Raw genomic sequence first — 18,639 nt, forward strand, 5'->3', positions numbered from 1 at the left:
ATGCAGGTCCTTTCCGTCACGCCGGAAATCTATCCGCTGATCAAGACCGGTGGACTGGCAGACGTGGCCGGCGCGCTGCCTGTCGCCCTAGCCGGCAAGGGCGTGACCATGCGCAGCCTCATCCCCGGCTATCCGGTGGTGATGGGCGCGTTCAAGAAAAAGAAGGCGGTCCTTTCCTATCCTAAACTGTACGGCGGCAGGGCCGCGATCCACGCGGTGCAACTTGCCGGGCTCGACCTGTTCGTGCTCGACGCGCCGCATCTGTTTGACCGGCCCGGCGGCCCCTATGGCGATCCGGCCGGGGCCGACTGGGCGGATAATTGGCAGCGTTTCGCAGCGCTCAGCCAGGCCGGCGCGGACATTGCCGCTGGCGGCGTCGCCGGCTATGCACCGGATATTGTCCACGCGCATGACTGGCAGTCGGCGATGACGCTGGCCTATATGCGCTACGGCAAGGCGGCCGGCACGCCCTCGGTGATGACGGTCCACAACCTCGCTTTCCAGGGCCGCTTTCCCGCCGGCATTTTTCTTGAACTCGGCCTGCCGGCATCGGCGATGGCGCTCGACGGCGTCGAATATTACGGCGGCGTCGGCTTCCTCAAGGCGGGGCTGCAGGCCGCCTGGGCGATCACCACGGTTTCGCCGACCTACGCGCAGGAAATCTGCACGCCCGAGTTCGGCATGGGTCTGGACGGGCTGATTACCATGCGAGCCAGCGACCTGCACGGCATCGTCAACGGCATCGATGTCGATGTCTGGAATCCGGAGACGGACCCGCATCTGGTGTCGACCTATTCGGCCAAGACGCTGAAGGCGCGCAAAGCCAACAAGGCGGCCGTGGAAGAGCGGTTTTTGCTCGATCGCCAAGACGGTCCGATCGTCTGCGTGGTCAGCCGGCTGACCTGGCAAAAGGGCATGGACACGCTGGTCTCCGTCATCGACGGGCTTGTCGCAGCCGGCGCGCGTCTCGCCGTTCTGGGATCGGGCGACGCAGGGCTGGAAGGTGCGCTGCTTGCCGCCGCCGCCCGCCATCGCGGCCGCGTCGGCGTGGTCGTCGGTTATGACGAGGGGCTGTCGCATCTCATGCAGGGCGGCTGCGATGCCATCGTTATCCCATCGCGTTTCGAGCCGTGCGGCCTGACCCAGCTTTACGGCCTGCGCTATGGCTGCGTGCCGATCGTCGCGCGCACCGGCGGCCTTGCCGACACGATTATCGACGCCAACGAGGCGGCGGTTTCAGCCGGCGTTGCTACCGGCTTCCAGTTCACGCCAGACGCCGCCGGCGCGCTGCTGCACGCGATCCAGCGGATGATGGCGATTTACCAGAACCGGCCGATATGGGGCTCGCTCCAGCGCCAAGGCATGAAAGCCGATGTGTCCTGGGATCGGAGCGCCGAAAAATACGTCGAACTCTACTCCCGGCTTCTTTCGAAAAGGCTCGATAACGCATGATACGCACCGTCGCGACCAAGCCCTATGACGACCAGAAGCCGGGTACTTCCGGCCTGCGCAAGAAGGTGCCAGTATTCCAGCAGGAACATTATGCGGAGAATTTCATCCAGTCGATTTTCGACGCGCTGGACGGATTTTCGGGCAAGATTCTGGTGATCGGCGGTGATGGCCGCTACTATAACCGCGAGATCATCCAGAAGGCGATTTCCATCGCCGCCGCCAATGGTTTTGGCAAAATCATGGTCGGGCAGGGCGGCATTCTGTCGACTCCGGCGGCATCACACATTATCCGCAAATACAAGGCGTTTGGCGGCATCATCCTGTCGGCCAGCCACAATCCGGGCGGCCCGGATGGCGATTTCGGCATCAAGTACAACGCCGAAAACGGAGGCCCTGCGCCTGAGAAAATCACCGATGCGATCTTCGCCAGGACGAAGGCGATTTCGCAGTTCAAGATCGCCGACAACGCTCCCGTCGATATCGACACGGTCGGCACGACCAAAATCGAACGCATGACCGTCGAGGTCATCGATTCCGTCAAAGACTATGCCGACATGATGGAAAGTCTTTTCGATTTCAATGCGTTGCGGAAGTTTTTTAAATCAGGGTTCCGCATGCGCTTCGACGCCATGCACGCCGTGACAGGGCCTTATGCGAAGGAAATTCTGGAGCACCGCCTGGGGGCGGCGGACGGCACCTGCCGTAATTTCAAGCCGCTGCCCGATTTCGGCGGGCATCACCCGGACCCGAACCTCGTCCACGCCAAGTCTCTCTATGACGAGATGATGAGCGCGGATGCGCCGGATTTCGGCGCAGCGTCCGACGGCGACGGCGACCGCAACCTGATCATCGGCAAGGGCATCTTCATCACGCCGTCGGATTCGCTGGCGATGCTGGCGGCCAACGCGACCGTCGCTCCGGGCTATAAGGCAGGATTGAAGGGCATCGCCCGTTCCATGCCGACCAGCGGCGCTGCCGACCGGGTCGCCGAAAAGCTCGGCATCGGTATTTACGAAACGCCGACCGGCTGGAAATTCTTCGGCAATCTGCTCGACGCCGGCATGGCGACGATCTGCGGCGAGGAAAGTGCCGGAACCGGCTCCAGCCATGTGCGCGAGAAGGATGGGCTGTGGGCGGTGCTGTTATGGCTGTCGATCCTGGCGGCGCGCGGGCAAAGCGCCAAGCAGATTGCCACCGACCACTGGGCGACCTACGGCCGCAACTATTACTCGCGCCACGATTACGAAGAGGTCGACAGCGAGCGCGCCAATGCGCTGGTTGACGAATTGCGCGGCAAGCTTGCCTCGCTGCCGGGCACGACGGTGCGCGGGTTGACGGTCGAGAGGGCCGACGATTTCGCGTATCACGATCCGGTCGACCACTCGGTGAGCGAGCATCAGGGCATCCGCGTTCTGTTCGAGGGCGGCTCGCGCGTGGTTTTCCGGCTGTCCGGCACCGGCACGTCCGGGGCGACGCTCCGCGTCTATATCGAACGCTACGAGCCTGACCCGGCCCGGCACGACATCGACACACAGGAGGCACTTGCCGACCTGATCGCAGCCGCCGACGATATTGCGGGCATCCACAGCCATACCGGGCGAGCCAAGCCTACTGTCATCACCTGAGCCCGTGCGCGTGCCGGACCATTCGAGATTAGGCAGCCTTGTTCGGCCCGGCGGTATCCGCTTTGCTGTCTGGTCGGGCCATGCCACGCGCGTATGGGTGTCGATCTTCGACGCGGCGGGGGAGCGGGAAACCGACAGGCTTGAACTCGAACCGGAAGGCGAGGGGATCCATGCGCTTTTCGTTTCGGGGCTTGGCGCGGGCACGCGCTACGGCTTCCGTGCCGATGGCGAGTATGTGCCGGAGCGCGGCCTGTGGTTCGACCCGGAAAAGTTGCTGGCCGACCCTTACGCGCTCGAGATCGACCGCCCCTATGTCTATGATACCTGCCTTGCCGCCCGGCGCGGCGAGGGCGGCGATACGGCGCCACTGATGCCCAAGGCGATTGCGCGTGCGTTGACAAATCCGGTTCCGGCAGCGCCGCCCCTGTTCCAGCCCGGCGGCCTGATCTATGAAATTGCGGTGCGCGCTTTCTCGATGCGGCATCCAGGCGTGCCGGAACAGGATCGAGGCACCATCCGGGCGCTGGCGGCGCCTGCGATTATCGAGCATCTGCGCAAACTGGGCGTCTCTGCCGTCGAACTGATGCCCGTGACGGCCAAGATTGACGAGCGGCATCTGCCGCCGCTAGGCCTCACCAATGCCTGGGGATACAATCCGGTGACCTTCATGGCGCTCGATCCGCGCCTCGCGCCGGGCGGGCTGGCGGACCTGCGGGATACGGTAGCGGCACTTCATGATGCCGGTATCGGCGTCATCCTTGATCTCGTCTTCAACCACACCGGCGAAAGCGATGCGCTTGGCCCGACGCTTTCGTTACGCGGGTTGGATGGTCAGGCCTATTTTTCGCGTGGCGCGGATGGCAAGCTCGTCAACGACACAGGCACCGGCAACACGGTTGCCTGTGAGCACCCCGTCGCTCGGGAACTCATTCTCGACAGTCTTCGGCATTTTGTCCGCCACGCCGGCATCGACGGCTTTCGCTTCGATCTCGGCACCGTTCTCGGTCGGGTGAGCCGCGGTTTCGACCCGCATGCCCCCCTGCTTGACGCCATGCGCAACGATCCGGTTCTCAGCGACAGGGTGCTGATTGCCGAACCGTGGGATATAGGACCGGGCGGTTATCAGCTCGGCAATTTCGGATCGCCCTTCCTCGAATGGAACGACAAATACCGCGACGATGTCCGGCGTTTCTGGCGCGACGACAGCGGCATGGTCGGCGCGCTGGCGACGCGGCTTGCCGGCTCGTCCGACGTGTTCGCCGGTGAGAGAACCCGCTCAGTCAATTTCATCGCCGCGCACGATGGCATGACGCTCGCCGACATCGCCGCCTATGCCGGAAAGCACAACGACGCCAATGGCGAGCACAATCGCGACGGTCACGACGAGAATTTTTCGTGGAACAACGGGGTCGAGGGCGAGAGCGCCGACAGCGAAGTGAACGAAGCGCGCGCCCGCGATCGCCGCGCCATGCTGGCAACGCTGTTCGCCTCGCGCGGCACGATCATGCTGACCGCCGGCGACGAGTTCGGCCGAACCCAGCGCGGCAACAACAACGCCTATGCGCAGGACAATGAAATCACCTGGCTCGACTGGGAAGGGCGAGACCGTGCGCTGGAAGCCTATGCCTTCGCGCTGGGCGCGCTGCGCCGCGCGGTGCCGGTGCTTGCTGAAACGGCTTTCCTGACCGGTGCGCCGCGTCCTGACGAAAGCCCGGACGTGGCGTGGTTGACCGAAGCCGGCGTGCCGCTTGAAGAAGCCGATTGGCGTGATCCCAACCGGCGCCGGCTTGTCATGCTGCTTGGGACAGGCGATGGATGGGCAGCGATTGCCATCAATGGCGACCGTCAGCCATGCCGGTTCTTGCTACCGGCCCGGCAAGGCTGTGACTGGGCCCCGGCTTTGCCGGCTCCCGAGCAAGCCGGCGACGATCCGCAGATGGTGCCGGGGCGCACGGTGGTGTTCATGGTCGGGCGCAAGGCGTAGCACCACAGGAGAGATGCAATGGCAGGCGACAACAAGGCCGAGTGGTGGCGGGGCTGCGTCATCTATCAGATTTATCCACGCTCGTTCCAGGACACCAGCGGCGACGGCAGCGGCGATCTGCGCGGCATCGTCCGGCGTCTGGGCCATGTCGCTTCGCTTGGCGTCGATGCCGTCTGGCTATCGCCCTTCTTCCAGTCGCCGATGGCCGACATGGGCTATGACGTTTCCGATTACGAAGCGGTCGATCCGCTGTTCGGCACGATGGAGGATTTCGATGCCGTCATTGCCGAGGCGCACCGGCTGGGGCTGAAAGTCATCATCGACCAGGTGCTGGCGCATTCTTCCGACCGGCATCCATGGTTCATCGAAAGCCGCGCCAGCCGGGCCAATCCCAAGGCCGATTGGTATGTATGGGCGGATGCAAGGCTGGACGGCACCGCGCCCAACAATTGGATGTCGGTGTTCGGCGGCCCCGCATGGGAGTGGGATTCGAGCCGCCGGCAATATTACCTGCACAATTTCCTGAGTTCGCAACCGGCGCTCAATTTTCACAATATGGACGTGCAAGACGCGATGCTCGAGACGGTCCGCTTCTGGCTGAAGCGCGGCGTCGACGGCTTCCGGCTCGATACGGTCAACTACTACATTCAGGACCGGTGGCTGCGCAGCAACCCGCCGCTGCCGGAAAGCGTCGCCGGGACGAACACGGACACCAATCCGTATAATTTCCAGGAACATTTGTTCGACAAGTCGCGACCTGAGAATATCGATTTCCTGAAGCGGTTTCGGACCTTGATCGATGAGAGCGAGGGGCATGCCGTGGTCGGCGAAGTCGGTGACGAAAGCCGCTCGCTGCAGACGCTGGCCGCCTATACGGCCGGCCACGAAAAACTCAACATGTGCTACACGTTCGACATGCTCGGGCCGGAGTTTTCGGCGGCGCATGTGCGCGGCTGCGTGGAAGCCTTCGAGGCCGCCGCGCCTTCCGGCTGGGTGTGCTGGGCGTTCTCCAACCATGACGTGGCGCGCCATGTGACGCGCTGGACGCGGCCCGGCGGCGACACGGTTGCGGTCGCCAAGTTCGCGGTCGAACTGCTGTGCGCCTTGCGCGGTTCCATCTGCCTTTACGAAGGCGAGGAACTGGGGCTGGAGGAAGCCGAGATCGCCTTCGAGGATCTGCGCGATCCCTACGGCATCCGCTTCTGGCCGGGTTTCAAGGGCAGGGATGGTTGCCGCACGCCGATGGTGTGGGAGGCGAGCGCGGTCAATGCGGGTTTTTCGACCGCAAAGCCCTGGCTTCCGGTGCCTGAAAGCCATCGGGCAAAGGCCGTGGATGTCCAGAACGCCGACGATTTGTCGGTTCTCGCCCATTACCGCGCCGTGCTGGCATTGCGGCGCGCGCACCCTGCGCTGGCGTCCGGCTCCATTCGCTTCCTCGATGCCGAGGGCGATGTGCTTGCCTTTATCCGCGAGGGCTCTGGCGAAAAACTGCTGTGCGTGTTCAATTTTGCGGCCCAGCCGGCGTTGTGGGCGCTGCCGCCGGAACTCGGACCGGTCGAGGCTGTTGATTTTGCAGGCTATGGCGCGGCGTTGCAGAACGGGACGCTGTCATTGCCTGAATTGCGCTGCTTCATCGGCCAGCTTTACTGACCGGCGTCTTGTTACTGCACCAGCACTGAATTCCCGCACGTCGCGCCGGTAACGCGGATGTCGGCGGCGCCTATCTCGATGCCCAGAAGCGCCAGCAGATTGTCGAGAACGGCATCGAGGGGCGTGGTTGCCGCTTGCAGTGTCGTCCCCAGGGCCGTGGTGACTGCCGTTGGAACGCCGATCTTCAGGCCGAGCAGATGGGCCTCCAGATGCAGGCTGCCAAGCAGCGTCCCGGCGAGCGAACCGGTAAGCTCATGCGTCGAAACGCCTTTGGTGGCTCGGGTCTTTATGTCGTTGCTGCTGAAACGGAGGCTGGTCGCCTTGCTGTTTTCCATTGCCGCGCGTGCCTGCGCCGAAATCGAAACCAAGCCAAGCCCAAGCAAGGAAACGTCCACGAGTTTGGCGGGTGAAAAAACCGGCGGCCGGCTGAAATCGTTCATTGCGGCGCTGTCGACGGCGGCGATGCGCAGATCGGCCACGCCCGGCGTTGCATCGATGCTTACCTGTTCGACGCGCCCGGAGCTGCAGGATATGTCGGCAAGCGCCCCCTTGGCATAGGCGATGTCGACATAAAGCGGCAGCGTAACGATTTTGCCGAGCAGGGAGCCAAGCCCGCCCACCCCGACGACAAGGCGGATGCGTGTCTGGGCGGTACGCACCACAGTTCCCTTCTCGCCGACGGCCAGCCACGGCGAATGCTGTTCCGGTTCGCCGATGGCGATGCTGAGGCGGGTGGACAGCAGGCCTGGAACGTTCGCCCCGAGATCGACATCGACTTGGTGCTTCCCGTCCGCGAGCACCGCCGATGCGGTCAGCATCGACAGGGCGTTGGCAACGACGGAGAGCTGGCCAGCCGATTGTCCAAGGCCAAGCCGCCCGGTCGGGCCCAGATCGACAAGGCTCCGGAGACCGATCTTGCCAGCGCCGGCCGCCTTTAACGCAATCGCCTGCAGCGCCAGCCTGCTTGTGCTGTCCAGTCCCGGCACGTCCGCCATGGCCCGCGCGATTTGCCCGACGGTCGCCTCCGATGCCAGCACATCGTCATAAGTCACGCCGGTCATGTTGAGCCGGACAGCAAGGGCGTCGATGAAGGAAAGCACGTTGATATCGGCCGACACCAGCGCCTTGTAGTCCATGACGTTCAGCGAAACGCTGGTCCCGAGCAGGCCGCCGAGCACGGCATCGAGGATGGGGGAACTCTTGGTATCGACCGAAAGAAGCCGTGAGCCGATGGAAAAGGCCGCTTGCGCCGAAACGCTGGCAACGGCGGTCGTCCCGATCACCGGCGGCGCCATCAGCGCGCCGCCGAAATGCAGCGTGCCCAATTTGCGCAGGGAAACGCGCACCGCATTATAGGGCTCCTTGCCGGCCTCGAATCGCGTAGCAGGGCTGGCGGTTGCCGAATAGCGTCCGCGTATGACCGCCACGACTGCCTTGCCGGCCTCGGGTAGCTCACCCGGGTTGTCGATGACGACAGAGGAGAGGCCATTGTCCTTCAGGGTAAGCAGGACAGCGGCCTGCGCCTTGTCGATATTGGCTGCCGCCGTGATGGCCGCGATATCGACCAGGGATTGCGTGGAGCGACGCTCAGTATAGAGCGAGCCTTCGTCGATGGCGACCGCGCATAGGGCGATGGCGACGGGGGCGCTCAAGGCCGTCATTACCGCAAAATTGGCGCGGCGGTCGGCCAGCATGCGGCGGAAGAGGTTTCGGCTCCTGTTTCCGGACAATGACGGCATCATATGCCTCCAACACGGATGGTCGAGCGGAACGTAATGGTGGTGCCGGGCATGGGCAGATCCGGCAGCAGGTTCCAGATCGGCAGGTTGCGCGCGTCGTAACCGATCGAGACATCGAACTGGTTGGCCACGCTGGCGCTGTCGCGTGCGCTGACGGTAAGCTTGGTCCGGTCGATGAACGGATAGCCGCCGGCATTGGCAGCGACGTAATCGGTGACGATCTGCTCCCGCTCGGTAGCGTTCTGGCCGCCGATCGCCAGGCGCGCCGCATCGGCAGCAATCTGCTGGACCGAATGGCTGGCGCCGAAATAGATGCCGTATGCAATCATTCCGAGCAGGAAAAGAACGAAGATCGGTGCCAGCATGGCAAACTCGATCGCCGATGTTCCGGCGCGACATTCGCGAAAACGGCTGCAGGAAAAGGGATTTGCGCGCTTTGACATGGCCGCAGCATGCCAAGCCTGACTGCAGAAACCGGGAAGTTCGAATTAAATCTATGGTTGCATTAAGTTGAAATATACAACCAAAAGGGGAGGATACGAGAAATGCGTCGCGCTGACTCCGCCAAGGGGGGCGCGCTCACCTGCCATGCAGGGAGCAAGGATATGGGTGCGCTTTTGCTCGGCTCGATGCTCGGCTTGAACGAAACGCAGGCCGGCGCGCTGGCGATTGCATTTCGTATCGCCGAGGAAGAACAATCCTACGTGCTCACGCTGGACGATCTCCGCTGGACCCTGAACGACATGCTGGAAATGCGTGAGGAAGTCTGTCGAAAATTCGGGAACATTACCGCCAGCTCGATCAGCGCAATTCAGCGCAACATCCTGGCGCTCGAGGCGCAAGGTGGCCACCGCCTGTTTGGTGAGCCGCCTTTCGAAATAACAGACTTCATGCGCACGGCAGCCGATGGCCGCGGCGTCGTGAACCTGCTGCACGCCGATCAGCTTCTTGAGGCTCCCCGGCTCTACGCTGTCTTTCTTCTCTGGCTCCTGACGGAACTGTTTCGCAAGCTGCCAGAGGCCGGCGACCTGGCCAAACCCAAGATAGTTTTCTTTTTCGACGAAGCACATTTGCTGTTCAGAGATGCGCCGAAGCCGCTGCTGCAGCAAATCGAAAAGCTGGTGCGTCTGGTGCGGTCGAAGGGGGTCGGTGTGTTTTTCGTCACCCAATCGCCCGCCGATGTGCCGGACGTCGTGCTGGGGCAGTTTGGTACGCGCGTGCTGCATGGAATGCGCGCGCACACCGTACAATCACAGCGGAGGGTCCGGGCGGCAGCTGACACCTTGCGGCCGAACAAGGGTGTCGTTGATGCGCGGGCCGAAGTGCCGACCTTGGCCACCGGCGATGCGCTGGTATCAGGTCATCGGAATTGGGAACGCGTCCCGAGACAAGTCCGATTTTGATCGTTCTTTTTTAGAGCTTTTCCTCAAGCTATTCCAAAGAAGGATCCAGGTCAGTATGGCTTCTTCCAGCAGCATGAAACATGGGGTCCATTAGCCCCGACCCATCGCCCCACCATCTCCCCGACGCCAGCAATATGGCCCGCTCCGGTTCGCCGGGGCAGGCCTTTTGCGTGTAGGATGACAGTCAGTTCAACACATCAACAATTTCATGAGTTTCCGGGTCGATCAGGACAGTTTGATCGTTAATGACAGCATAGCGATAGGGCACGTTTGGAACCTCGCGGAGTTCGACCGTGTCGGGCACCTTCGCACCCAAGCTAAGTTCCAGGCCAAGTATGTTGATCGAAGCAGCAGGGTTTTTGTGCACGTACTCACGAATTACCGTCTGCTGTTCGGGCTGAATTACCACCGTGCGTGGCGCAGGGGCGGGCTCCGCTGGCACGATGACGGTGTCTGCTGGCACGATGATCGTGTCCTGTGCTGCCGCTACGCCACCGCCCGCGAGCAAAAGTACAGCCGTTGCGATACAAAGGTGCGTTTTCATGGCCCTCTTTCCTTTAAGCATGAGTGCTTAGGATAGTAAGCCGCTGACAGGTCGAGTCGTTCCCAATGGAATTAAGGTCTTTTCACGCTGGTATGGGGGAGAGCCAGCTTTCCCCGACGCCAGCAATGTGATCGCCCGCGTGTCCTGATGGATGCGCGGGCGCTTGGATGGCATCCTCGATTTGCTTGGCGCGCAGGACATGGGGCGCGAGTTTCTCCATCAGCCTAACGTGTAGTTGCGAAAAATCTTCCTGACGGTAGCTGCGCGACACATCGAACGACCACCTGGCCATGGGCCTGACCCGAAGCGCGCAAACCAATCCAGTATCCATTTCGCGAGGACTGAAATGCTTGCGCGCCAGATCGCCCTGGCGGAATGCGTCGAGGTCCATGATTTCCCCGTAGCGGCGCGGCACGCCGGGTTGCAGGCCAAGCCAAGCCTTGTGCAGGCTGTCCGTTGGTCAGCAGATGGACGGCGTCAGGATCCTCAAATGCATCGCCCTCGATCGATGACGTCGACTGAAATCCGACTACCGGATCAACGACGAACACGCATGCGCGCGAGCCATCGAAAAGCTTCCGAACCGCATCCACCGCTTCGGTCCAATGACCGGGTTGGTAGGCGGCGCAATAGAGTTTGTCGACGACATCGGAGAATGCTTCGAGTGTCGGGTCTGCCATGCGGGTTCTCGTTGCCTACATCCGGTTTGGCTTGGACAACGCAAGGTTCCCGAAGCCCGGCACTCCGGAAACGGTTAGACGGTATTGCCAACCTTGGCATATGACAAGCTGGCATCTGCCAGTGGAAAGTCACCATCCTCGCCACGGTCGAACGCGACCACGACGATCAGCTTGGGGTGCTTGGTCTAAGGTAGGACGTTGTCGGCCATTGGTAGCTCCTATAGGGACTGCTCGCCCATGTCTCGAGGCGCGAAGCAGAACCATTGCTGGTCACGTCTTGACCGACCAAATCCCCAGCCACCCCATTTTGTGCAGCCGCATGCTCGCACCGATGATCGATCACCTTCACCGCCTCACGCGGGGCGGGGGTCACACCTTAGGCAAGGCGTAGCGCTTCGTCGCCAAAGCCAGAAATCCTTCGGTTTCTGGCTTTGCTAGCGGATCGACCAGGATAAGCAAGTCGTCGGGCAGAGGCCGTTGAGGGTGCTTGGCTTCATCCCGCGACGCCGATAGCCATAGAGAGGCGTTCAATTGGCAGACGCGCAAATCGCTGATGTTTCGAGGTGGACCGGTGGCTTGTCAGGCCTTCGATGTTCTCAACATGTCCTGGTGGGGGAGCCGAAGTCAAGCGAATTTAAGGAAAAAAATCCTAATTATATACGTGACATAGCCGATTTTCGCTGATACTGATTCTTGCGACAGGTTGGCACGTCACGGAACCAGGATGAGTTCCTATGACGAACACGAAAGAAAGAGATGATGCGGAGGTTCACGAAGAAACCACTGGCGTGGTGCCGTCGCCCCCGGTGCGCGATGCCGCAGAGTTGGATGAAATCCGCAACTTAGCTATGCGGCTCCACGCCGCGCTAAAACGAGATCACTCCGACGCGTACATTGGCCCTTATGAGGAAGATGGGCGCGTCACGATTGATGGTCGCTTCCGCTTGCTTTGGGTTGCTCGCGATTTGCTTTCGCGAGAGACGTGAGCATCTCGAAGTTGCGTTTTCGCAACTCAGCCTCTGCCGGGCGCAGAGCGTCAAACAAGGTGTCGCATAGGGAATCTAGGACCTGAAGGGATTCCGATGATACCTCCACGGAAACTACATCGTTCTGGATTGTCATGGTGAGCGTGCGTCCATTCAGGATGCTGCCAATGAAGAAACTTCCGCCTCCTGCGATCGATACAACACCAGCAATGTTACGATCCCCACTCACGATATTTTCTGTAAGCTTCTCTGGGGTCGAAACTAATTCGGCAGAATGGCCTACCGCATTTCTGGCGCGTTCCGCCTTGATGAAGTAGTTCTCGAACCTCGACATCAAGGATCGAAGGGCTTTCTCATCCGAGAGCCTCAGGAGTGTGGGGGACTTGAACACCCCGCCTGTGATGGTGTTCAAGAGAAATCGGAAATGAAAGATGGTCATGGCAACGTCGCGGGCCGCGATCATCTGCCATCCAGAATAGACCCGCGTGCGGTCACTAAGTTCATCGCATGTGCTTCGATATCTGTTGGAGAAGCGCCAGCGAAAGACCCCCTGAAGCGAGTCAATTCGTCATAGGAACGTTGATGACGCTCCCAGGCGAAATCAAACAGCGTCAAGGCATTCTCGTAGTCGGACACATATTTGGATAAGTTAGAGAGGATTGAACTTAGGTGACCAACGGTTTCTCTCTCCTCTTCGGGCAAGGTGTCTGGTATGAGACGTGGAGGAAAACGGTGTTGCATGATGCCCCCCGATAAAACGAAACTGCCTTCCGACAGCGCCGACCCGAATAATGGTGAAGTAGCCTCCCGCCGGGACAATGCCTTGCGCTGCGCCCTCACAACCCCACCGAAGCCTAAACAGGAATCGGTGAAGTCAAAGCAGCCGAAGCCAGTGAATCGGCAATCTAATAAGAACTAGCCGGGTGGCGGATATGGGTCGTTCCCGTAGGTCCATTCAGTGCGGAACTGGTTGTTCTGGCCTTGGACCAGAACTTGCCCGTTTCGGCCCGCCTTGCCTTCCGTGTGGGCCGCATCAACCGCCGCGCGGATAGCGGCTTTCTGTGTCTCGTAAGGCCCGTAGTGTTGCCCATTCAGTGTGATCTTCCACTGCCCTTCGTGAAGGACAACGAAGTATTGCGTCCTAGCCATGCTCCCCTCCCACTTATTAACACCGGAACCCATAGCATGGGCATCACCTACCCGCCAGAGTTGCTACCATCGCCGGGTGAAGGCGATGGCATCGACGTCCTACTCTGCTGTGGCGAGAACGCTTCCTGCGTCCCATCTTGCCTAAAGCGCGTCGTTCTACTCAGCACGCCGTCTGCGCCAACGAAGAAAAGCAGCGGCCTTCTGCTTAGGCGTAAGCGGCGTTGTCAGTTTGAACGTATGTGAGGCGCTTGCCAGCCGCGCCACGGATCGCATCTTCGGCCCGCTCGCGGTCGCTCACCTTCAAGGCGGTGCGCCGATTGTAACGGAAATCGAACTCGGCAAGGTAGCGGTGCAGATGAGCTTCGCCGCAATGCTGATAGACACCGATCATGCCGCGCTTGAAGACAGAGAACACGCCTTCGATGGTGTTGGAGTGGACGACCACCGAGCCTTCGCGGCGGGCATATTCGCCAGCCGAATGCTTCGTGGTCTTGTGGGTGGCGTATTCCTCTCCGGTGCGCGTGTAGAGGCGGCTCTCGTCGGTGTAGAGGGTTGAAGAGCGGTCAACATTGCGAACCAGCACGTCGCGGACGGTTGCGGCTGTCGCGTCGTTCAGATGGAACATGCGTACCTGACCGCCACGCTCGACTAAGCCGACGACGATGCGCTTTTCAGCGCCGCCGCCTTTGCCCTTCTTGGTGAAGGGACGGCCTTTGCGCTGCGGCGATGGTTTGCGGGGCGTCTCGCGCTTGCCGATGTAGGTTTCGTCGGCTTCAACGGTCTTGCCTTCACCTCCAAGAGGACCGGACGAGGCAACATCTTCTTTCATCGCTTCGCGAATGCGATGGCACATGAACCAAGCGGTTTTATATGTCACGCCCAACATGCGGTGCATCTGGTGGGCGCTCATGCCTTTCTTGGATGCGGCCATAAGGTGAAAGCCGAGAACCCACTTTGCCAGCGGGATTTTTGATCGCTCCATGACCGTGCCAACCGTGACGGTGAAATGCTGGCGGCATTCGTTGCACTGAAACAGACCGGGACGAGTGGACTTGCCTTCAAGGCGATGAATTGAGGTTTCAGACGTGTTGCCGCAATGCGGGCAATAAACGCCATCGCCCCAGCGGATCGCTTCAAGATGCGCGCGGGCCTTGTCTTCGTTGCTGAAAATCGGGTCGGTCAAGTTCGTCATCGGTCTAACTCCTTGACTCGTTTATACGAAATCAGGGTTAGCTATGTCAAGTATATAATTGGGAAAAAAATCCTAATATCCGCAGCCATCAGGTGGGTTTCAAGGTGGGAGGCAATTTTCGGGAAATGCCAAGTATTTGAAAAGACTGGTCGGAGTGGCAGGATTTGAACCTGCGACCCCGTCGTCCCGAACGACGTGCGCTACCAGGCTGCGCTACACTCCGTGACCAGTGGCGGGCTTATAACCGGCGCATTCCGATCCTGCAAGCGCAATGGCGGCCCGAATGTCGCAATTCGCAGGCTTCTCCAATGGACGCCCGGTTGGGCCGGTTATTCGCTCCAGAAAGAGGCCAGTTCGCACTTGGGGCAGGCCGGTCGACGAGCAAAAACGTTCATCGATCCGGCCGACTCAGTCTGAGGTCAGTAAGGGCTCGCAACGTCGCCGGTCTCGACATAGACCGACTTCAACTGCGAATAGAGCGTCAGGGCGGCAAGCGAATTCTCGCGGCCGATACCGGACTGCTTGACGCCGCCGAATGGAATTTCCACCGGCGTCAGATTATAGGTGTTGATCCAGCAGGTGCCCGCCTGAAGGTCGGCGACGACGCGGTGGCCGCGTGCCAGGTCGCGCGTGAATACGCCGGCGGCGAGGCCGAATTCGGTCGCGTTGGCGCGCTCGATCACCTCGTCTTCCTCGTCGAATTTCAGCACGCTCATCACCGGCCCGAATATTTCTTCGCGCGCGATCCGCATGGTGTCGGTGACGCCGGTGAAGACGGTCGGCTCCACGAAGAACCCGCCCTCGAACCCTTGCAGCGACGGCACCTTGCCGCCGACGGCGAGCGTCGCGCCGTCTTGCTGGCCGATGCCCAGATAACCGACAACCTTGTCGTGCTGCGCCTTGCTGACCAACGGTCCCATCTGCGTTTCCGGGTCGAGCGGATCGCCGATGCGGATATTTTTCGTCCGTTCCACCAATCGCTCGACAAAGCGATCGTGGATGCCCTTTTGCACGAAGACGCGGGTGCCGTTGGAACAAACCTGGCCGGTAGAGTAGAAATTGCCCAGCATCGCGCCGCCAATGGCGTTTTCGAGATCGGCATCGTCGAAGACGATCAATGGCGACTTGCCGCCCAGTTCCATGGTCGCATGCTTCATTTTCGATCCGGCAAGCGCCATGACCCGGCGCCCGGTCGGCACCGAACCCGTGACCGAGACCTTTGCGACGGCTTCGTGCTCGACAAGCGCTGCACCCACGTCGCCATAACCTTGCACGACGTTGAACAAACCATCCGGCAGACCGGCTTCCGTATAGATTTCCGCCAGGGCCAGCGCCGAAAGCGGTGTGTTTTCGGAGGGCTTGAATACCATGGCGTTGCCCATGGCCAGTGCCGGCGCCGACTTCCAGCCGGCGATCTGGATCGGATAATTCCAGGCGCCGATGCCGACGCAGACGCCCAGCGCTTCGCGCCGCGTATAGGCGAACGGGCCGCCGAGATCGACGGACTCACCGTTGAAGACGGGGATCGCGCCCCCGAAATATTCGAGGCAGTCGGCAGCCGATGCCGCGTCCGCCACCAGCGTCTCCTGGATTGCCTTGCCGGTATCCAGCGTCTCCAGCCGGGCGAGATCGGCGTTGCGCGCGCGCAGGATTTCGGCGGCGCGGCGCAGGATGCGTCCGCGCTCCACCGGCTTCAGCCGCGCCCAGGCCGGCTGTGCGGCGCGCGCGGCCTCGACCGCCAACTCGACGATGTTCGACGTTGCCGAATGCAATGTCGCGATCGTTTCGCCGGTTGCCGGATAGATGACAGTCAGCGGTGCGCCGTGATCGTCTTCGACGAAGCGGCCGTTGATATAGTGCGATGCCGTCGGTTGGGCGCGCATGGGTGTCTCCAGTTTTGTCGCGAGGCGCTTGGGTGGCGGTGGCCGGATCATGCTCTATCTGTCGGATACCTGCCAGCGCGGATTGATCCACGGCTCCTGGTTGGAAGGGGAAAGCGGTACGCGGCCGAGAATATGGTCGGACGCCTTTTCACCCGTCATGATCGAAGGGCCGTTGAGATTGCCGTTGGTGACGCGCGGAAAGATCGAGGAATCGGCGACCCGCAGGCCATCCACACCGATGACCCGGCACTCCGGATCGACGACACTGCCTATATCGTCAGCACGTCCCATCCGGCAGGTGCCGCAGGGATGAAACGCGCTCTCTGCATGATTGCGGATGAAATCGTCGAGTTGCTCATCGCTTTGGACCGCCTTGCCGGGCGAGATTTCTTCACCCCGGAAGGGATCGAATGCCGCCTGCCCGAAAATCTCGCGGGTCAGCCGGATGCAATGGCGGAAATCACGCCAGTCGTCGGGATGCGACATGTAGTTGAACTGGATTTTGGGCTTCGCCCTCGGGTCGGGCGAGCGCAAGCTTACCGCGCCGCGCGATTTCGAGCGCATCGGCCCGACATGCGCCTGAAAACCGTGCGCCTTGGTCGCCGACTTGCCGTCGTAGCGCACGGCGGCGGGGATGAAGTGATACTGGATGTCGGGATAGTCGACGCGGGCGGCGGAGCGCACGAAGGCGGCAGCCTCGAAATGGTTGGTGGCGCCCAGGCCGCTCTTGAACAGCAACCAGCGCGCGCCGATCAGAGCCTTCGAAAAGGGGTTGAGCACCGAGTTCAGGGTGATCGGCCGCGTCGATTCCTGCTGGATGTAAAGCTCCAGATGGTCTTGCAGGTTCTGACCGACGCCGGGACGGTCGGCGACGACGCCGATGCCGTTCGCCTGGAGATGGGCGGCAGGGCCGATGCCCGACAGCATCAGGATTTTAGGCGAATTGATGGAGGAGGCGGCAACGATCACTTCACGCCGCGCTTTAACGATTTGAATGTTCTTATGAGTCTCGATCTCGACTCCCGTCGCTCGTTGATTCTCGATGATGACGCGTCGCGCGAAGCCTTTGACAAGACACACGTTTTGCCGCTTCAGCGCCGGTCGCAGATAGGCGTTGGCCGCGGACCAGCGACGGCCGCGAAAAATGGTCTGCTCCATCGGCCCAAAGCCTTCCTGCTTGGAACCGTTATAGTCGTCGGTCAGTTCGAAGCCCGCCTGTGCGCCGGCTTGCATGAAGGCTTGATAGAGCGGGTTGCGGCGAAGGCCGCGCTGGACGTGCAGCGGGCCGCTTTTGCCGCGCCAGCCTTCCTCGCCGCCTTCGGAGTCTTCCATGCGCTTGAAGTAGGGAAGCACGTCGGCGTAGCCCCAGCCGGTCGCCCCTTGCTCGGCCCAATGGTCGAAATCACGCGCATGGCCGCGCACGTAGACCATGCCGTTGATGGACGACGATCCGCCCAGAACCTTGCCGCGCGGTGTAACCAGCGCCCGCCCGCCCAGATGCGGCTCCGGCTCGCTCGAAAAACCCCAGTCGTAATGCGACATGTTCATCGGGATCGACAGCGCCGACGGCATCTGGATCAGCGGCCCCATGTCGGTGCCGCCGAATTCGATGACGATGACCGAATGCTTGCCGTCTTCCGACAGGCGGTAGGCCATGGCAGAGCCGGCGGAACCGGAGCCGATGATGACGAAATCGGCTTCGAGGCTGGAAGTCATTTCGCTCTCATGCTGTCGTAGGAAACCATCACGTGCCGGGCGTAGGCGAGGCGATGTGTCAGCCGCTCGTAATAGGCGGCGAGGTGGGGCAGGTCGGCCCGTTCGATTTCAAGCGTGAAATAGCGGTAGAGCAGCACGCCGGCGACGATGTCGGCAAAGCACGGCTCGTCGCCGCCGAGATAGTCGCCCTCGGACAGCCGCTTGTCGAAGATGCGCATCACCTTGCCGAGGTTTGCGACGCCCTTGGCTATGGCTGCCTCGTCGCGCTCGCCGGGCTTGTTGCGCATCATCGGCGAGAAGACGTTGGTCAGAAAGGCCGGCACCAGCGTCGTCTTGGTCCAGTCGCTCCACTGGTCGAGCTTGGCGCGGTTCAGAGGATCGGTCGGCCAGAACTGCTCGGAACCGTAGCGCGCGCCCAGATAGCGAACGATCGAGGAACTTTCCCAAATGTACTCGCCCTCATCGCGCAGCACCGGCACCAGCCGGTTGGGGTTCATCGCGGCGTATTCCGGCGTATCGAGCCCGCCGAAAGGCCCGCCCGCGTCGATGCGCTCATGCGCGACGCCGAGTTCGGCCAACGCCCACATGACGGTCTGCACGTTGGACGATGTGGTCCTGCCCCAGATGGTGATCATT

The 18,639-nt window shown here is 61.4% G+C and carries 16 protein-coding genes and 1 tRNA gene; 5 read left to right on the forward strand and 12 right to left on the reverse strand.

The window, feature by feature from the left end:
• From glgA to bglA, 4 genes are read left to right on the forward strand one after another with little or no spacing between them, the layout of a single operon-like run.
• A complete protein-coding gene (glgA, locus tag ACX3P0_RS05890) occupies window positions 1-1,452 on the forward strand; it encodes a glycogen synthase GlgA (RefSeq protein ID WP_459087222.1) in 1,452 nt (483 codons plus the stop codon).
• Window positions 1,449-3,077: an alpha-D-glucose phosphate-specific phosphoglucomutase gene (locus ACX3P0_RS05895; RefSeq protein WP_459087224.1), complete on the forward strand. Its 1,629-nt coding sequence runs from the start codon at window positions 1,449-1,451 to the stop codon at window positions 3,075-3,077. The genes glgA and ACX3P0_RS05895 overlap by 4 nt, the downstream gene beginning before the upstream one ends.
• Before the next feature lie 4 nt (window positions 3,078-3,081).
• Window positions 3,082-5,061, forward strand: coding sequence for a glycogen debranching protein GlgX (gene glgX, locus ACX3P0_RS05900; RefSeq protein ID WP_459087225.1), 1,980 nt, complete (start codon window positions 3,082-3,084; stop codon window positions 5,059-5,061).
• Window positions 5,062-5,079: 18 nt separating this feature from the next.
• Window positions 5,080-6,711 carry a beta-galactosidase BglA gene (bglA, locus tag ACX3P0_RS05905; RefSeq protein ID WP_459087227.1) on the forward strand — a complete coding sequence of 544 codons (1,632 nt, stop codon included), beginning with the start codon at window positions 5,080-5,082 and terminating at the stop codon, window positions 6,709-6,711.
• Between the two features lie 11 nt (window positions 6,712-6,722).
• On the opposite strand, the gene ACX3P0_RS05910 is transcribed toward bglA, so the two are convergent.
• Together ACX3P0_RS05910 and ACX3P0_RS05915 are read right to left on the reverse strand one after the other, a co-directional pair.
• Entirely contained in the window at window positions 6,723-8,450 is a 1,728-nt protein-coding gene (locus tag ACX3P0_RS05910; RefSeq protein WP_459087229.1) for a TadG family pilus assembly protein, read from the reverse strand.
• The gene (locus ACX3P0_RS05915) at window positions 8,450-8,893 is read right to left on the reverse strand and encodes a TadE/TadG family type IV pilus assembly protein (protein WP_459087231.1); all 444 of its coding nucleotides are present in this window, start codon (window positions 8,891-8,893) and stop codon (window positions 8,450-8,452) included. Before ACX3P0_RS05915 ends, ACX3P0_RS05910 begins: the two co-directional genes overlap by 1 nt.
• Before the next feature lie 102 nt (window positions 8,894-8,995).
• Between ACX3P0_RS05915 and ACX3P0_RS05920 the strand changes: the two genes are divergently transcribed.
• Window positions 8,996-9,853, forward strand: coding sequence for a helicase HerA-like domain-containing protein (locus ACX3P0_RS05920; protein ID WP_459087232.1), 858 nt, complete (start codon window positions 8,996-8,998; stop codon window positions 9,851-9,853).
• Window positions 9,854-10,037: 184 nt separating this feature from the next.
• Here ACX3P0_RS05920 and ACX3P0_RS05925 read toward each other — a convergent pair whose 3' ends face one another.
• From ACX3P0_RS05925 to ACX3P0_RS05970, 10 genes are all read right to left on the reverse strand, one after another.
• Window positions 10,038-10,397, reverse strand: a complete 360-nt coding sequence (locus tag ACX3P0_RS05925) for a DUF1236 domain-containing protein (RefSeq protein ID WP_459087233.1) — start codon at window positions 10,395-10,397, stop codon at window positions 10,038-10,040.
• Window positions 10,398-10,479: 82 nt separating this feature from the next.
• Window positions 10,480-10,788, reverse strand: coding sequence for a hypothetical protein (locus ACX3P0_RS05930; protein WP_459087235.1), 309 nt, complete (start codon window positions 10,786-10,788; stop codon window positions 10,480-10,482).
• A gap of 1,210 nt (window positions 10,789-11,998) precedes the next feature.
• A complete protein-coding gene (locus ACX3P0_RS05935; RefSeq protein WP_459087237.1) occupies window positions 11,999-12,526 on the reverse strand; it encodes a hypothetical protein in 528 nt (175 codons plus the stop codon).
• Window positions 12,523-12,804 carry a hypothetical protein gene (locus ACX3P0_RS05940; RefSeq protein WP_459087239.1) on the reverse strand — a complete coding sequence of 94 codons (282 nt, stop codon included), beginning with the start codon at window positions 12,802-12,804 and terminating at the stop codon, window positions 12,523-12,525. The genes ACX3P0_RS05935 and ACX3P0_RS05940 overlap by 4 nt, the downstream gene beginning before the upstream one ends.
• A 174-nt stretch (window positions 12,805-12,978) precedes the next feature.
• Complete coding sequence (locus ACX3P0_RS05945) at window positions 12,979-13,212, reverse strand: DUF2188 domain-containing protein (RefSeq protein ID WP_459087241.1); 234 nt, start codon at window positions 13,210-13,212, stop codon at window positions 12,979-12,981.
• 205 nt (window positions 13,213-13,417) lie between these two features.
• Complete coding sequence (locus ACX3P0_RS05950) at window positions 13,418-14,404, reverse strand: IS1595 family transposase (RefSeq protein ID WP_459087243.1); 987 nt, start codon at window positions 14,402-14,404, stop codon at window positions 13,418-13,420.
• A gap of 146 nt (window positions 14,405-14,550) precedes the next feature.
• A tRNA-Pro gene (locus tag ACX3P0_RS05955) sits at window positions 14,551-14,627 on the reverse strand.
• A gap of 196 nt (window positions 14,628-14,823) precedes the next feature.
• Window positions 14,824-16,287 (reverse strand): betaine-aldehyde dehydrogenase, encoded by a 1,464-nt coding sequence (gene betB / locus ACX3P0_RS05960; RefSeq protein WP_459087245.1) that lies wholly within the window; start codon window positions 16,285-16,287, stop codon window positions 14,824-14,826.
• A gap of 54 nt (window positions 16,288-16,341) precedes the next feature.
• Window positions 16,342-18,003: a choline dehydrogenase gene (betA, locus tag ACX3P0_RS05965; protein WP_459087247.1), complete on the reverse strand. Its 1,662-nt coding sequence runs from the start codon at window positions 18,001-18,003 to the stop codon at window positions 16,342-16,344.
• Complete coding sequence (locus ACX3P0_RS05970) at window positions 18,000-18,638, reverse strand: glutathione S-transferase family protein (protein ID WP_459087248.1); 639 nt, start codon at window positions 18,636-18,638, stop codon at window positions 18,000-18,002. Before ACX3P0_RS05970 ends, betA begins: the two co-directional genes overlap by 4 nt.
• Window position 18,639 lies beyond the last annotated feature (1 nt).

It is taken from the genome of Mesorhizobium sp. A556 (genome assembly GCF_054489545.1).